At 29.5% G+C, this 15,554-nt stretch carries 17 protein-coding genes and 1 tRNA gene; 8 read left to right on the forward strand and 10 right to left on the reverse strand.

From position 1 onward, the window contains the following. Positions 1-8 precede the first annotated feature (8 nt). The 7 genes from GW846_03300 to GW846_03330 form a co-directional block, all read right to left on the reverse strand. The gene (locus tag GW846_03300; protein NDK09779.1) at positions 9-824 is read right to left on the reverse strand and encodes a helix-turn-helix domain-containing protein; all 816 of its coding nucleotides are present in this window, start codon (positions 822-824) and stop codon (positions 9-11) included. A gap of 29 nt (positions 825-853) precedes the next feature. After that, positions 854-1,483, reverse strand: a complete 630-nt coding sequence (locus GW846_03305) for a 3'-5' exonuclease (GenBank protein NDK09780.1) — start codon at positions 1,481-1,483, stop codon at positions 854-856. A 1-nt stretch (position 1,484) separates the two neighbouring features. Beyond that, a complete protein-coding gene (locus GW846_03310; GenBank protein ID NDK09781.1) occupies positions 1,485-2,531 on the reverse strand; it encodes a hypothetical protein in 1,047 nt (348 codons plus the stop codon). After that, entirely contained in the window at positions 2,521-3,303 is a 783-nt protein-coding gene (locus tag GW846_03315; protein ID NDK09782.1) for a hypothetical protein, read from the reverse strand. The genes GW846_03310 and GW846_03315 overlap by 11 nt, the downstream gene beginning before the upstream one ends. Before the next feature lie 21 nt (positions 3,304-3,324). Further along, positions 3,325-3,702 (reverse strand): hypothetical protein, encoded by a 378-nt coding sequence (locus GW846_03320; GenBank protein ID NDK09783.1) that lies wholly within the window; start codon positions 3,700-3,702, stop codon positions 3,325-3,327. Continuing rightward, positions 3,684-4,781, reverse strand: a complete 1,098-nt coding sequence (gene bet / locus GW846_03325) for a phage recombination protein Bet (GenBank protein ID NDK09784.1) — start codon at positions 4,779-4,781, stop codon at positions 3,684-3,686. Before bet ends, GW846_03320 begins: the two co-directional genes overlap by 19 nt. A 456-nt stretch (positions 4,782-5,237) precedes the next feature. After that, the gene (locus GW846_03330) at positions 5,238-5,474 is read right to left on the reverse strand and encodes a hypothetical protein (GenBank protein NDK09785.1); all 237 of its coding nucleotides are present in this window, start codon (positions 5,472-5,474) and stop codon (positions 5,238-5,240) included. Positions 5,475-5,710: 236 nt separating this feature from the next. On the opposite strand from GW846_03330, the gene GW846_03335 reads away from it, so the two are divergent. The 5 genes from GW846_03335 (at position 5,711) to GW846_03355 (ending at position 8,709) form a co-directional block, all read left to right on the forward strand. Further along, on the forward strand, positions 5,711-6,136 hold the full coding sequence (locus GW846_03335) for a helix-turn-helix domain-containing protein (protein ID NDK09786.1): 426 nt from the start codon (positions 5,711-5,713) through the stop codon (positions 6,134-6,136). Positions 6,137-6,139: 3 nt separating this feature from the next. Further along, a complete protein-coding gene (locus GW846_03340; protein ID NDK09787.1) occupies positions 6,140-6,709 on the forward strand; it encodes a hypothetical protein in 570 nt (189 codons plus the stop codon). 295 nt (positions 6,710-7,004) lie between these two features. Then, positions 7,005-7,850, forward strand: coding sequence for a hypothetical protein (locus GW846_03345; protein NDK09788.1), 846 nt, complete (start codon positions 7,005-7,007; stop codon positions 7,848-7,850). Positions 7,851-7,874: 24 nt separating this feature from the next. Continuing rightward, entirely contained in the window at positions 7,875-8,324 is a 450-nt protein-coding gene (locus GW846_03350) for a hypothetical protein (GenBank protein ID NDK09789.1), read from the forward strand. Position 8,325: 1 nt separating this feature from the next. After that, entirely contained in the window at positions 8,326-8,709 is a 384-nt protein-coding gene (locus GW846_03355) for an ImmA/IrrE family metallo-endopeptidase (protein ID NDK09790.1), read from the forward strand. 1,566 nt (positions 8,710-10,275) lie between these two features. Here the strand turns inward: GW846_03355 and GW846_03360 are convergent. Continuing rightward, positions 10,276-10,351: transfer RNA gene (locus tag GW846_03360), tRNA-Lys, on the reverse strand. A gap of 163 nt (positions 10,352-10,514) precedes the next feature. Between GW846_03360 and GW846_03365 the strand changes: the two genes are divergently transcribed. The 3 genes from GW846_03365 to GW846_03375 all read left to right on the forward strand — a co-directional run bounded on the left by GW846_03365 (position 10,515) and on the right by GW846_03375 (position 13,656). Beyond that, a complete protein-coding gene (locus GW846_03365) occupies positions 10,515-12,479 on the forward strand; it encodes a DUF4153 domain-containing protein (protein ID NDK09791.1) in 1,965 nt (654 codons plus the stop codon). Between the two features lie 11 nt (positions 12,480-12,490). Next, on the forward strand, positions 12,491-13,147 hold the full coding sequence (gene trmB / locus GW846_03370; protein ID NDK09792.1) for a tRNA (guanosine(46)-N7)-methyltransferase TrmB: 657 nt from the start codon (positions 12,491-12,493) through the stop codon (positions 13,145-13,147). 89 nt (positions 13,148-13,236) lie between these two features. Continuing rightward, positions 13,237-13,656, forward strand: a complete 420-nt coding sequence (locus tag GW846_03375; protein ID NDK09793.1) for a hypothetical protein — start codon at positions 13,237-13,239, stop codon at positions 13,654-13,656. Here the strand turns inward: GW846_03375 and GW846_03380 are convergent, their stop codons facing one another. Both GW846_03380 and GW846_03385 read right to left on the reverse strand, forming a co-directional pair. Continuing rightward, on the reverse strand, positions 13,657-14,973 hold the full coding sequence (locus GW846_03380) for a hypothetical protein (GenBank protein NDK09794.1): 1,317 nt from the start codon (positions 14,971-14,973) through the stop codon (positions 13,657-13,659). Between the two features lie 45 nt (positions 14,974-15,018). Next, positions 15,019-15,501, reverse strand: coding sequence for a hypothetical protein (locus GW846_03385; GenBank protein ID NDK09795.1), 483 nt, complete (start codon positions 15,499-15,501; stop codon positions 15,019-15,021). Positions 15,502-15,554: the final 53 nt, after the last annotated feature.

Raw genomic sequence — 15,554 nt, forward strand, 5'->3', positions numbered from 1 at the left:
AAATATTTTTACATAATTATTGGTTTTTTCTTTTGTTGCTTCTCTGCTTCTTCTTTCACTTTTCAAATCATTTCTACGAAAAATGGTATTTTTTGTTTATTCTTTTCTCTAAATTTTGACATAGAAATAATCTGATTACTCCAGAAGTCATCAGATTTAACAAATTTTATGATGTAAGTGATTTGCGTTTCGTTATATCAATCAATCTCTTTTAATTTTCTAATTTCATCACACCACGCGGCCAGCACATTTTCTTCTCATTGTGTTTTCACATAATGCTGTATTTGTGGTTTATCTAAATTAAAATATAAAAAATCCTTTGAGGTTTTATATTCATAGGAATTTTTATAAAAGACTTCTATGATTTTTAAAACAAGAATATTCAAAAAATAAATTTTATTTTCCAGAAGAGATTTATCTCTTTCTGGTAAAGACTTCTTATATTGTCTTGTATTATTCTTTCTTGTATTATTATCCGTGACTTTTTCGTCACCCGTCGAGTGATTTTTACGTCACTCGTCGAGTGACTTTTTTGTCACTCGTGTTTTATAGGGAGAATCTATTAAATAAATATGTCTATATATAACTTCACATCCTCTCATTTTGTATTCGATATCGATATATCATAGGCTTTGAAGTTTTGATATTTTTCTACTTATAGTTTTGTCATCAATTTCAAATTTTTCTGATAAATGAATGTTTCCTGCATGACAGTATCATTTTTCTGCTGCAAGTGATGAGATATATAAAAGCAGATTTAATTCGTTTTTTATATCCTTATCGAAGATCCATTCATTCATACAAATTGCGTATCAATTCTTCATATGTTTTTATTTCTTAAAAGAGATAATTTTTACAAGAGTTTCTTTTTTCTGAGTTCGAAGTAACAATTCTTAGTAGCAACAATGTCAGCAAATGCGTCATGAGCTCCATCAAAATCCACTCAAAACAGTTTTATATGGAGTTCCGATAGTTTGGGCCATTTGTATCATCTGTACCTTCCTGGTATCTGACAAAACTGTATTGAGGATTGCATGGTGCATGAGAGTTTGGATTCGAACATTTTTAAAAAAGCATCAACTCAATCCCAGTTTGTTTCTGCAGCAATTCTTCGATATTCGGTTGATAGAATTTTAAAATCAAAATCTACGTTATGTCACACTATGATGTCTGCTCGATTTATGAGTTGGGCGAATTTATTTGCATACCAGAAGAATCTATCTTTGTTCTGAATCATTTCTTGAGTGATTCAGTGTATTTCTGTGGATCCTAAAGGAATTAGAACTCACGGATTAAAGAGCTCATTTATTTTTTCGTCACTTCAATCTGGAATTGGTATTACTTCACCATCACCTAACTCATGAGCCTCTAAAAATTTTCAAAATAAAGCTCATAATTGAAGCATATGTGGTTGCTCTTCTATTGGAGCTCAAGGTATATAGACACCAGTTGTTTCGGTATCAAAAAACAGTATTTTTTTCATATTAAGAGAGTTTTTTAAGTTCAATAAATAAATCGTTCATGTATGTAATCGCGATACTATCAAGATTGGAATCTGCGAAATTTATTTTTGAGCAGAGATAATCAAATTTTTCAAACAAACTTGGTTCTTTTTCTTCACTGATAGCGTTTTTAGTATCATTTGCTTGTATTGAGTCGTTTTTCACTTCCACTTCTTTCTCAGGTAATACAGAGTCTTTTTCTACTACAATTTCTTTTACTTCTGCTTCTGCTTTAGTTTGTTTTTCTAGATCTTCGAGTTTCTTATTTTCAATAGATTCTAGCTCCCTTAATTCCTTAATTTTTAATGAGACTGCATTCTCAATAGGTACTGAATGATTTCTTCCATACATATTTTCAATATAATCTTCCATGTGTTGCATTTGCTCAAATGAAGTTATTTTTGAAATTTTTTCAATCTCTATATCTTCCTGAGCTTTTATTTTTTTCTCAATCTCTGCTTGCTCTTCTTTCATCTTTCTAAGTTTTTCTTGCTCTTCCAGGTATAACTTTCTATCTCTAAACGATTCAGCAATTTGTTTCTTCTTTCTATCAGATTCTAGAAGTGCTTTAAAATATTTCTTTAATTCTTCTTGTGTTTCGATAAGGAGAAATCAATTAATGATTCATTGAACTCTCTCTTTTTCTTCTTGTTTTCTTTTTTCTTCAGCTTCACTGAAAGCTGTAATTTTATCAGTGAGCTCATTTTTTAGTATTACAAGTGGCTCTTTAAACTTATTTGCTTGAGCTTCAATCATATTACAGGCCTCAAGTGCAGGAGCTTTGAGATTCACTCTGGTTTCCTCAATTCTCTTATAATGATCCATCACTTTTTTCTTGTAGCCTTTAGCTCTATCAAATGAGTATTTATCAACTTCTTTGAGCTCTCATGCAAGCTTCTGTAATTCGAGTGTTTTTGCTTCAATTTGGTTTGAATTTTTCAGGTCAAATCCTGGGAAAATTACGAGCTCTTTGATTTCTTTTTTTTCTGAAGGCATTTCCTTCAGTATTTCTGGGTTTTTATTTGTCATAAGATCAACTAATATTAAAATAATTTTTATAAAATTCAGTTACAATTATTCACCTTTTGGCATACCAAGTACCTTTATTTGCATGATAATGGAATCTATAAAGACAAGATAAAACACCGTATTCTCAGGCTTCAAATCAATCTTTGAGATTATCAAATTCCCAATATTTCCCACACCCATCAAGTGTTCCAGATTTTCCTTGGAAATATCTTTGTCGGTATACTTCTTCTCTATTCTTCATCCATGCGAGTTGTGATTCTATATCTGGAGATATACCGTGACTTCTGAGTGTTTGTACATATCACCATGCACTTGGATTGCTGGCAGTCTCAGAAAATCAGCTTTCAAAATTTACAAGCGCTAATCTGTTTATAATTTGTTTCTCGTTGTAATATTTCTTCCATGATTTGATGTCTCTTTGTGGAGGAGTCATAATATTATGATCTCATCTTTGAGTACATGATCTTTCTTCTCTTGTTTCTCAAGATATGTCGTTATAACATCAGATAACTACTCTTTCCTCTCAGAAGAAATCTTCAAAAGTAAGCTTTCAATAATCTGCAGAAGTAATAGGGATTATTAAAGAGACTAGAAATCCTGCTCACAGAACTGCGAGAATTGGTAATATTATTCACATTATTTTTCCTCACTTTCCCCAATCTCTCGAGTTGCAATATTCCATAGATTTTTCGAATCTAAGATCTATTGTGTAAGAGTCGGGGTATTTTGGGTTTTTAAATAATTGAACTTTTTTTGTTACTTTTTTAAGCATATTTTTGTTTTATAATGTATTTTAATTTTTATGTCGGGATATGTTTTCTTGATTTTCAGCACACCATGTATCTTCAGCATCTTCCATCTCTGGAGTGATTTTAGATAATGGAACATAGACTGGCCTATGATCATCTGAGAGATGATGAAAAGCTTTTTTTGATTCGTATGTAATTGTTTCTTTAGATTTTTTGATCTGGTATTTCTTTTTGAATGTCAGATCATTAATTTTATTTCAATTCGCAGTCCATAAATCTTCCATGCAAAAACAATATTCTTCAGTTCTCACACTCTCCCATAATGTGTGGTAGAGCCAGTAAAAATAATCTTTACTAAGAGCTAGGACCTCCGATACCTGCTTTCATTTATATTCTCAAATTTTTACTTCGAAGTCTTTCATGTTGATTGAGTCTTAGAAAATAAATCTTTGAGTTTTGCTCTCATTGGTTTTCAGACTTTGTAATCTAAAGTGATGTCATCGAGTGCTTCAGAGAAATTCTTGTATTTATCTTTTCCCTTCAGAAATTCTTCATATTGTGGTTTTTCATTGAACCATTCTTTTTCAGTTCCATCTGCTCGATAATCTCATTTTCTGATTTCCTTTAAATACTCTTCCCTATCTTTTTGCGTTTCTTCAATAGGTTGAATTTCTACTACAGCATCTTGGATTTCTCAGTGAGCGAGTGATCATTTCATATCTACTACAAGTTGCGTGATATTATCAATTTTCTCTTTCTCTTTTCGACAATCAGCTCTATTGCTCAGTTTTTCTTTGAAAACTTTAAGTTTAGATTCAAGACTCTCTAAAGTTTTAGATTCTTGTATTCATTCATACCATCAGATGAAAAATTCTTCAACCGTTGATTGTTGTTTTTCAGGAGCTTTTGGTTCTGGAGGTTTCTTTGTATTCTTTGGTAGAGTAGGTTTTGTTTCATCCTCCGGAGTATTCCAGTTCTCCGACTCTTCGAATGTTCCTGCGAATAATTCCTGAAATGCTTGTCTGAGTCATTGAGCTTCAGCTACTTTTTTAATCATAGTAGCTGGCTTAGATGTCCATACTCAATATGTTTGAATGTACTCTTTGAGTTCAACATAAGTAAATGTAGCCTTTGTTGATCACTTTCTCATGACTGTACAGTAAGCTCAGACAAGGTTCCCTCTATCTTTCAGATTGTAAGTATGATTAACTTCTCCTCATGAGACTTTAAAATCGTCATTGGTATAAACGGCATCTACTATGTGATAATCATATAACTTATTTGCCTGAGCAGATTTTCTATATCCATCTCTTCAGATGAAAATACTTGCAGGTTTATCTTTATATTTAACGGCCCATATTTCTTTAAGAAATGGACTGAGTCATGTACTCTTCCCTACTCATACAAAAGTTTCAAACTCTGGATCTGTAAGATCCTTTGCATAGATATCTTTTATGGTTTGTAACTGGGTTTTTTCTTCCCACTTTATGATTTGTGTCATAAAAAAATTTTATAAAAAAATTAAAATTGATTTTTTATGATTTTCTCGCTATAATTGAGCGAGAAAATCGCTTTGCTTTGTGGTTTTTCTAAACAAGAACTTCTTTCGGGAGTTCTTTTTTATTTGATTTAAAAATCTTTAAATCAATCAGATCCTGAATAAAGTCATCAAGCTCTTCCCTACTGAGAAGCATCTTTTGTTTCTTGTATTGGATCATGTATTTAGTCTCCATATGTGTATTGGTTTTGGTAAGTAAGATTCTCCAATTCAATCGTTTGAGTTTCGATATGTCCTACTATTCCGTAGATCACGAGGACAAGCAGCGTTATTCCTATAGCTTTCATAATTTTAAAGTCATCATGTAAAGTCTTTTCCAATCGTTAGGATCAGGTTTTGTTTTCTTTATTGAGAAAAATGTTCAATTTCTTTCGATGTATTTTTTGTTTTCAAAAACGGTTATTTTTCAACTGGCTGTCATTCTTTCATTGGTTCAAATAAATCTAAAGTTTTTGTGTTGATATCTATTACTTTGTGTTCGAGCAAAAATGAGTAAATCCTAAATTTTGTAGTAAAAGTTACGTCTCACCCATTTGCTGCTTTATCAATTGTTTTTGTGGCCATTTTTTCCGTTTTGCATATCAAATATGAAAGTCATCTCTCTTTATCTAATAATTCTCTGAATTTTGTTTTCATCTCAATCTATTATAGATATACCATTATTTTGTCATACATATAAGCAAAAAAATATATATTAATTCCAAGCAAAACTTTATTGCTTGAACTCTGATTTTAAAGAGCAGTTTTCTTATGTGCAATATAAATATATCATTTAATTGATATATTGCAAATAAATTTATATCTTTTTATCATTTTATCATTGACAAATATATCTTTTAAATATTATATATATCTATAATGTAATCAAAAATATGTTAATAAAGGCAAACTCCGACATAATTAGAAGTTGAACAATATGACAACATCTAAAAAATGTTATTGAACAAAAATCGTTTACAGTTTCTGAGGTAGCAGAAAAAATGTGAATCTCTCAACCAGCACTCAGTAGAGTTTTAAATTGAAAGGTTTGATGAAGTGATAACTTTTTTACTAAAGCTTCAAGAGCAATCGGACTCTCCACTAAAGAAATGCAGGAAATATTCAAAGCTGCAGATCAAGAAGAATACAAATACAAATATGGTGAAGAGATAATATCATGAGAAATCGATATAGAAACTTTGAGTGATGAAGATCTCGAAGATGTTTTGTTGTCTAAAAATTGAATTATCTCTGAAGAAGCTCAGAAAGATTTGAAGAGTTACATTGCTTTCCTGAGAACTAAATACCCAAAGAAATAGAAAATGACTGAATCAAATTTAATACCTTCAGAAATATATGATGCAGCACTAAACGATGCTGTTGAGTATTATAAGTTAAATAGAGAATTTCATTCACCATATCTCTGACAGGTAAAAATTACTAAAAAATGATTTCAACACTTAGAAAATAAATGATTTAAAAATCAGAGAAAAAGAAATCCAAAGGATGCATATGTAAGATTAAAATGTTTCCCACATGTATGAACTTTATTAAGAAAGTTATGATTACCACAAGAATATAAGTGTGTTATGGAAAATGTGACCGTTAAAAGATGATCTAGATTAGTTACTGAGAGAAGACAGGTACAATATTATGCTTTCATTTGAATTCTATATAGCAATATGAGAGTTAAGATTGTAATTAGAAAGCCAGATTGATACGAAAAGTCTGAATTTCATAGCATACAGCCAGCTTGGGTCATGAATTCTTATCATGATATGCAAATGAGATGAGATATGTTTATTGAAGAAGTAGAATGAGAAGAAGACAATCTTGATGAATTTATAGATGAACTTGTTGAAGAAGACACAAAAAAAGCTAATCCAAAGTAGATTAGCTTATCTTGAGTAAGATCTGCACCGAATCAGAGATATGTTCGAGTGTGAGGACGTGCCAAACAAATCTTACAGGTACATAGTATATGAAATTAGACTTTTTGTCAAAAGTTTTATACATAATATTAATATATGTCAATATATATAAACTGCCTAGTTCAAGGCTTTTTAGCTAAAAATAGATATAAAATGACATAAAAAAAATATAAATTTAGATATAAAAATATACATATTTAGCTTGATAATAGTTAAATAATAATTTTGAATAACATTTAATAATAATTAAATATAAATGAAAGAATTTCCATTATACTATTATGATCTAAATTTACTTTGAAACCCTATAGATATTGATCAAGTTGTTTCCACTTTAAATAAGATTGCATTTTGATCTATTGATTGATACAAAATTGAAAAGGTATGAGAAAAAAAATTCTTCTTTACTCTCATTCAAAAACATGATTCTGAAGTTCTATATAAGAAATGAAAATGAAACAATGTTGGTGTTGATGATTTAGAATCTCTCTGATTACTTGAAGACGAATCTCTATATGCAGATATATATATGTATATTGATTTTTCTTCAAACAATCCTTTTATGAATTCATTATGAATAATTTCAGTATTAAAGTGATGAAAGGAACCTTCATTAGCTCTAATATGAAAATTCTTTTGTACAATACTTTGACTTAAAAATACCATTACTTTAAAAACCATTGAATATAAAAACAGAGAAAAATATTTTAATGAAAATCTGATTAGATCTTATTCTTTTGAAATAGCTACTATTAAAAATCAAAAGAATTTATGAGTTAGTTGATGATTAGATCCAGTATGGGATTTAAAGGAACAATTTTGATGAAAAAAAATGAAATTTACTGTTTTGGATAAAGATGGTTTAGACAAGGACAAAATACTATGATTTCAGAAAGATCAATGACACAATTTTGCAAATTCTGCAACCATTGAAGTTGATGAAGCTGGGAAAAAAGTACAACAAAAAATAGACAAAATTCGCTTTAAGTCTGCAGTTTCTATACAATTATATAATAAAGAATTGAATCCAGAGATAGTTCTAAGTAAGATGCAGGAAAATTATTTACAAGAAATTCCTAAAATACGAGAAGAATATAAATAATTCTTAATTTCTTATTTATCAAAAATGAACTTACTAAAATTAATTTGAATTGATGATAGATTTAGATCCTACATATACAGTATTATTATTGCAATAACTATAGTATTAATTTTAAACAAATATAAGATTATAATTGATCCAGAGGATTTGAAAAACCTTTCAAATACTATAATTTGAGTATCTTCTATTTTTGCTAGTTTTTTAATGGCATGACTTGCAATTATTTTACAAAGTCCTGAAAATGAAAATATAAAAGCAATGCAAAAATTGTGAAAATTTAAACTATTTATTAGATATTTTAAGGAAGCTATATTCGTATGTGGTATTACAGCGATAATATCTGTATTTCTATCACTTTGATGAGCTATAAATTTAATTAGTACTTTTATCTTTATTCTTTGAATACTCCTAATGATTTTTCTTAATTATAGAGTATTTCATTTTCTTTTTAAAACTCTAGAAGATTTAAAATAATATGTTACAACTGCCATCTACAACTATAAAAATGATTCGAAGTCATAAATTAACTGTTGATATATTTCCTATGAATAAGATTTTGAATGGTTTTTTGCTTTCTGGGAGACATATTGCAATTAATAAGAATATATCATGGTATGAACAAAGATTTGCAGTAGCTCATGAGTTAGCACATAAAATATGTAATCATACATGTGAATGTAAATGGAATGAACAAGAAGCTGATGAAAGAGCATTTAAACTACTAATTTCAGACAACGAATTACTGGAGTGGTGAGAACATTATGAATGGGACACAAATCTAATTTCTATGCAAATTTGAATATCTGCAGAAAGAATTTACAAGAGACTTTCTAAAATTACGAAAAAATGAAATTTATAAAAAATACATTATCAAAATTTGAAATAAAAGAGGAAAATTTTGATGAAGATATAGTTTTTTTTATTTGAATATGAATTGCTGCTTTAATTATAATTTCTGCAATTTTTAGAGCTTATATACCAATGATATAAAATGGATCTTAATTTTTGATTTTACAGGAGAAAGAGTACCAATTCACGAAACACTCAACAATTATCTCTAGAGAACCAGGATAGTTGGAGAGATCGTGAAGTTCTTTCTAATGGCTATAAAATTTCTGAAGAATACACTGAAGCTGAAAGTGCTACTAAAGTATCATGACGGCCAGAATTTTACAGAATGATTGAAGACATTCATGCATGAAAAATCAACGCAATTATTACCTATGAGGTAGATAGACTTGCTCGAAATTTTACAGAGAATTCAATTATTCAAACTCTTTCCCAGGAAGGAAAGATAAAAATACTTGTAACTGCTTCATGAAAATTTTTACCTGAAGATATTCTTCATCTTGGAATGAAGTCTCTTTTTGCAGTCTATGAATCTCATCAGATGAAAAAGAAAATGCAAGACGGGAGAGAACAAAAATTAAAACTATGAAAGAGTCTTTGAGGATTTAAGTATTGATATGATACAAAAAATAAAGAATTAGTAATAAATGAATCTGAAGCATTTTTTGTAAAAAAAATATTTGAGCTTCGAATGCTTGGTGAACCAGTAAGATCTATCGTAAAAATTATAAATGATCTTTGATTTAAGAATAGAGATAGATTTACAGTAACTTGAATAAGAATACCTGGATGATCACTTGTAAAATCTAGCTGCGAAAGAATATTACAAAATCCTTTGTATTATGGAGTCATTTCTTACGACTGAGAGATATATAATTGAACTCATGAAGCAATTGTATCAAAAGAAACTTTCGATGCTGTAAACAAGAAAAAAAAGACATTTAAGAAGTCTTTAGTTTCTCCTCTGAAGGGAAAGGTATTTTTTGAGTGAAAACCGTTAACGGTTTCATTGATCAAACAAAAACATATTTATTTTCACAAGCATTCAGAAAAAGCCTGAGAAAAAATTTGGTATAATCAGAAAAATATAATTAAAGAGTTCGATAAAAATATCAATCTTTATAAAATGCCGAAAAAATATGAGAAGGAATGCCGAGAAAGTTTAAAAAATTTGTATGAGGAAGAAATGTGAGACATAAAAAGAATCAGAATAACTCTCAATAAAAATCATGCTGAAAAAACGAAAGAAATAGATGGCCTCATATCAATGAGAACCATGTGAGAAATAGACCAGGGATTATTTATGCCTAGAAAAAACAAACTCATGAGTGAAATTCATGATATAGAATTGAAAATGTTTAAACTCACAGAGAGTAATGATAAAATGCTTGAGTATCTTAACTATTCCGTCGAACTCCTATGTAACATAGATATATACTGGAAAAAATGGGATGATGAGGTTCGCTCGATATGGATAAATGATATCACCGTCGAACTTAAAATAGACAACAAAAAAAGGCTCTATATAGAGGAAATTCCTACTATGAAAGCCTTTAGAGAGTTCAATTTCAATGAATGGTGGACCGACCGGGGCTCGAACCCGGGACCTAAGGATTAAGAGTCCTGCGCTCTACCAACTGAGCTATCGATCCATAATAGATTTTGCAAAAATGCCCGCACAGTCTATAAATAATTAGGGAAAAATCAAATAAAAGTAAAAAAGAAGTTTCTTATTTTACAACATAGAAAAGAAGCTATAATACGAGAGTATCCTTAGAGTGCAAAGGAATAATTTTATATTCTAATTGTGTGATTATGAAAAATATATTTTCTGGTTTCAATAAGGAAGAACTTCAAAAAAAGATTCAAGTAATAATATCACGTTTTCCATTTGCCGTAGTCTATAGTACTGTATTAACGATATTATTTTTTGTACTCATATATAATTCGTTTGAAAATCAAATACTCATTGAGAGAATTATGAGAGTTATTTTTACGTGAATCATTACATTTTTTTTATCAGTCTGAGCAACTCTCTTTGTAGAGTCGCAAGATACTAAGTATAATCATTGAGATATTATATCTCAAGTTGGAGTATTAATATTTTGAGCATTGTTTTATTACTTTTTGAGTGCAGACTTAGAGAGTATGAATAATATTATTTTCTTTGTCTTGACGCTCTTTTGAGTCACAAGTTTTTTATTTTTTGCTCCGTATATCAACAATATTATAGAAAATTCTCAAATACAGGAAGAATACTATATCTATTTTTATAGTGTGTCAGTCGTATTTTTTATATCTTTTATAGTGTGATGAGCACTTGCGCTCCTATGAAATGGTGCAATACTTGCAGTTGATACCCTATTTGATATAAATAATTCTGGATACTCAGATACATACTGATATTGGACGGTACTGTCACTCGTGTTTTTCACCCCATTATTTTGACTGACACAGTTACCTACTCGAGACCAATTTTATGACAATAATTTTAATGAAAATGTATTTTTCACATTTCTAGTACGCTTTATTGCTATTCCCTTTATATATGTTTATTTTATTATTCTCTATGCCTATTCTATAAAAGTATTACTCAATTTTTGAGATTGGCCTAAATGAGAGATAAGCTGGATGGTAATACTGTTTTCAATATTTTGATATATCACGTATATATTTTCATACTTTTTTGAATTTAACAATAAGCAGACGAATTATAGTTTTATTCTCACGTTTCGAAGACTCTTCCCTTTCGTAGTGATTCCACAACTTGCCATGCTGTTTTACGCGATTTGACTCAGAATATGACAATACGATCTCACGATTAACAGATATTTTGTTTTCGTATTTGGGATATGGTTATTGGTTATTTCGTTGTATTATATTATTTCACGAAAAAAATCACTGGTTTTTATCCCAGCAATTTTAACGCTCTTTATAGTTATAATATCTCTTTGACCATGGTCAGTATATGATCTTCCACTCACTCGTCAGATTTCTCGACTAGAAAATAACCTACGAGATGCTAGAATTCTTACTGACAGCATAGAATGAAGAAGAATCACTCCTCTTGAAAATTACGCTGATATTGATGAGAATCTCTCAAAACAAATCTATGATGGGATAGAGTACACCTGTAACTTTGATAATTGTGCTAAAATAAAAAAATTATTTCCAGAAATTACGCAAAAGTTAGATGCAAAAGATTTCAAGGATTATACTGAAAATAATTGAAATTATGAGTATTATGGAAGTAAAGATTTTATAAATAATGGTTGAGAAAAACCAAGGTATCCTGGTGTTTCTAACTGGGAGTATATAAGTAAAATTACTGATTCTATAAAAGTTAAGTCATATATAACTTGAATTGTAGATACTAATACGCTCATAAATATTTATAGAAATGATTATACAGATATATTTCCAATAGATGTACGCGGATATGAGAGTATAGTTAATCTGTGATTTCCTAATACATCTAAAAATAATATTTCTATAGATATTTACTCAGAATCTCTTATAATCTCGCAAAATTGAGGTGAAGAAGAGTCTATTGATATCTCATCAATATTTAGTTCACTCAGAGAGTTACAATTAAATACGAGTAATGGTTGAATAGATGGAGATAAACTCAGTTTTGAAATACAGTGAAAAACTAAAACATTTAAACTCCTTATCTGAAGTGCAAATATCCCATATGAGAAATGAGCGATTAATAACACAACTCAAAGAGATAGATTGTATGGAAATATTGATTGATATATCCTCATAAAAAATAAATAAAACAAGAAACAATGGTTATACAAAATCCTTATAGGGAACTCGTGCTTGCTGACAACGATATATTGGTAGAGCTTGAAACTATCTATGCTCAACAGTGAAAATGGTCAGAATATATATGAAATACTAACCCAGTTGTTTTAGAAATAGGAACATGAATGTGAAACTTCTTTTCTAAACAAGTCATCGAAAATCCAGAAATCAACTACGTTTGAATGGAAATACGATATAAAAGACTCTTTCAAACAGCTGAAAAATCAAGAAAAAATAATGACTCAAGTGACAACTTTGTACTTCTCAAAGATTTCGGTCAAAATATAGATAAAATATTTTGAGTTTGAGAAGTGTTTGAGTCATATATATTTTTTCCAGATCCCTGGGGCAAGAAACAAAGTCAGAAAAAAAACAGACTCTTGCAAACTGACTTTTTAACACATCTCTATACTATAACTCAAGATGGAGGAAAACTCTATTTCAAAACAGATCATAGAGAATATTTTGAAAGTGTACTAGCTATAATTGAAAAACTCTGATTATGGAAAATAGAAAAAATTATAGATAACTATGAAAGTGATGAGATTTTTGATATGTGAAATATAACAGAATTCGAAGCTTTTTATAGATGAAAAAACACTGACATCAATTACCTCGAACTTGTAAAAACTCTGTAAGAAAAGTTATAGATTTTACATCGAAACCTTTTACATTTTTGACTTATTTACTACAATACGTGTCACACACTATTTTTAATATTACTATTATGAAAATCTTTGCTTCTCTCCTATTAACTACACTTATAGTTTTAACAGGATGTGCATCAAACAACTCAGATTTAGAAGATACTGTCACAAAGGAAGATGCTAAAACAGATAAAGCAGAACTCTTTCAAGCTTGATTTGAATGAGTTGGAATAGATCCAGACTTTGCTTTTCGATTCTCAGCAGGTAAATTTAATTGGCAAGAACCTGGCTCAACAGGAGCTGACTCATATACTGCTACTGGAAGCTCTACACTCGTAGAAGAAAACCAAAACGTTGTCATCGAAGCTTGAGACTTCAGTGCAATACTAAATCCAGATAATTGTACTGATGGAGTAACAGAAAATGAATACGGCTACAGTGTTATTCTTAAAAAATGAGACAAAGAATATACTGGATGTGCTCGAGAATACACCAAATAATTACTCGTCTCTTCATAAAAGTTTTCAAATCTTTATAAGTTGAGACTCAAGTCTTATAAGTTTATCGTTGATTCTATCAATCTCATCATAATCTCACGAAGCAAATGCTTGTCGTTTGAGATCATCAAGCTCAAAGAAATATTCTTTGAGCTTTTCATAATTTCACTCGAGTGTGTTTCAGGGATCAATTTGTTCTTTTTCGTCTTCTTCCTCATCTTCATCTTCTCGCTCATTATCTTCTGCATATATTCAAGCCATATCATCTTCATGTCAAAAATGAATATCCGATCCAATAAAATGAGTTCAAGACTCTAGTATTTTTTCGAGCATTCATTCTTCTAGTTGTCAGTCAGTTTCTGAAATAATTGAACTAATATTAGCTGTAGCTTTTTCTCATTTGAGTATTTTCTCTTTTTTTTGATCTGCGTCTTCTAAAATACTTGTAACTAACTCTTTTTCTTCTTTTGCGTGAAATGATGTTTGAGCTTCATCATCCTCTCCAATGATTTCAAAAAGTTTGTAGAAAAGTAAGAAAAAATCTTCAAAACTCTCACAATTATCAAATTGTTGTAATACAGATTCAATATCAAAACTTCAAAACCTGATTCAAAGCATTTTCAGCAGTGCTATCTTCCAAGTTCGCCTGAGTCTATTTTTATCTTTTTCAAATCGATTTTTTGGTTTGTAGTATGATTTTGAAACAAAAGATATAACAGGTGCAACTTTGTATCCTCTTTTTTTTAAGTTTTGTATAGGAACTGAAAATTCTGACTCAAATAATTCTTTTCTTTCACTAAAATTTGTAGCTGAGAGCTCTCCTATTTCTCATTTCACAGCTTTTTTAGATGTGCTTGAAATACTCTCGAGTGAATCAGTAAATGAACTGTGTTTATTATAATGATGTTGTAATAACAAAAATTCTTCACCTGAGATTTGTCAGTCCTTAAATATATCCTCTAAAATAGGGAATAAAGGATCTCTTTGAATATTTGATTGAGGGAGTACTTGAGAAGAGTTTAGTGATTTCCCATTTACTTGAGAGAGGAGTGAATGAGCAAGAATATTTTTGATATCCCCATTCAATGGAAGAGAGTTACAGACCTTAATGATACTCTTTTTTAGTATATCTTCATTACTTGTTTCTGTTCAAGAAGCCAAGTTTTCAGAGTGTTCTATAGTAAATACAAGTGCTATAGATTTTTTGGTACCTAAAATATCATCAGGAAGAAGAGTATTAAGTGCTTGTTCATACTCATCTTCAAATATTTTTTTAGACTTCTCAAATAACTCTCTTGATTCTAGAGAGAGTTTTTTCATTCGCAGTTCATAGTTTTCGAAATCTTTTGAGAGCAAAATAAATTCTTAAACAATAATAATATTTTCTGGTTCAACTATACCATCTTGTTGATATCTAGCTCAAATTTCTTTCACCAATGATTGTATTCAGGAATAATCTCAAGAAGGACAAATTGACATCAGATTATGTATTTTTTTTCTATATTCATCTCTTGCAAGATCTACAGCATGTCTTACATCTAGCTTATTTTTAAATAAATGAGCCCTTTCTATGTTATTTTTTTGAATAAGTTTTTCTCAAAATATTTCATTTCAATCAAGTGAAATATTTTTAATAGTGACGTCAAGTGTAGAATTTGTTCATAAATCAAATTGAAGCTTTGCTCAAGAGTATTCTCACTCTAAAACTTCAAAAGTTATTAAATCAGAACCATATTTAATGATTTTAAATTTTTCTAAATTTCATGAAAAATCTTCTACATCAACGATTTTTCAAACTGCATTATTGAGTGACTCCAACCTATCAGGTCATACAAGGTCATTTTCCATAATAATCATAATAAAAATCTATATATTAAATTATAACATATAAATAATGAATA

Source organism: Candidatus Gracilibacteria bacterium (assembly GCA_010119145.1).
In the GTDB taxonomy this organism is placed as follows: domain Bacteria; phylum Patescibacteriota; class Gracilibacteria; order BD1-5; family UBA6164; genus JAACSU01.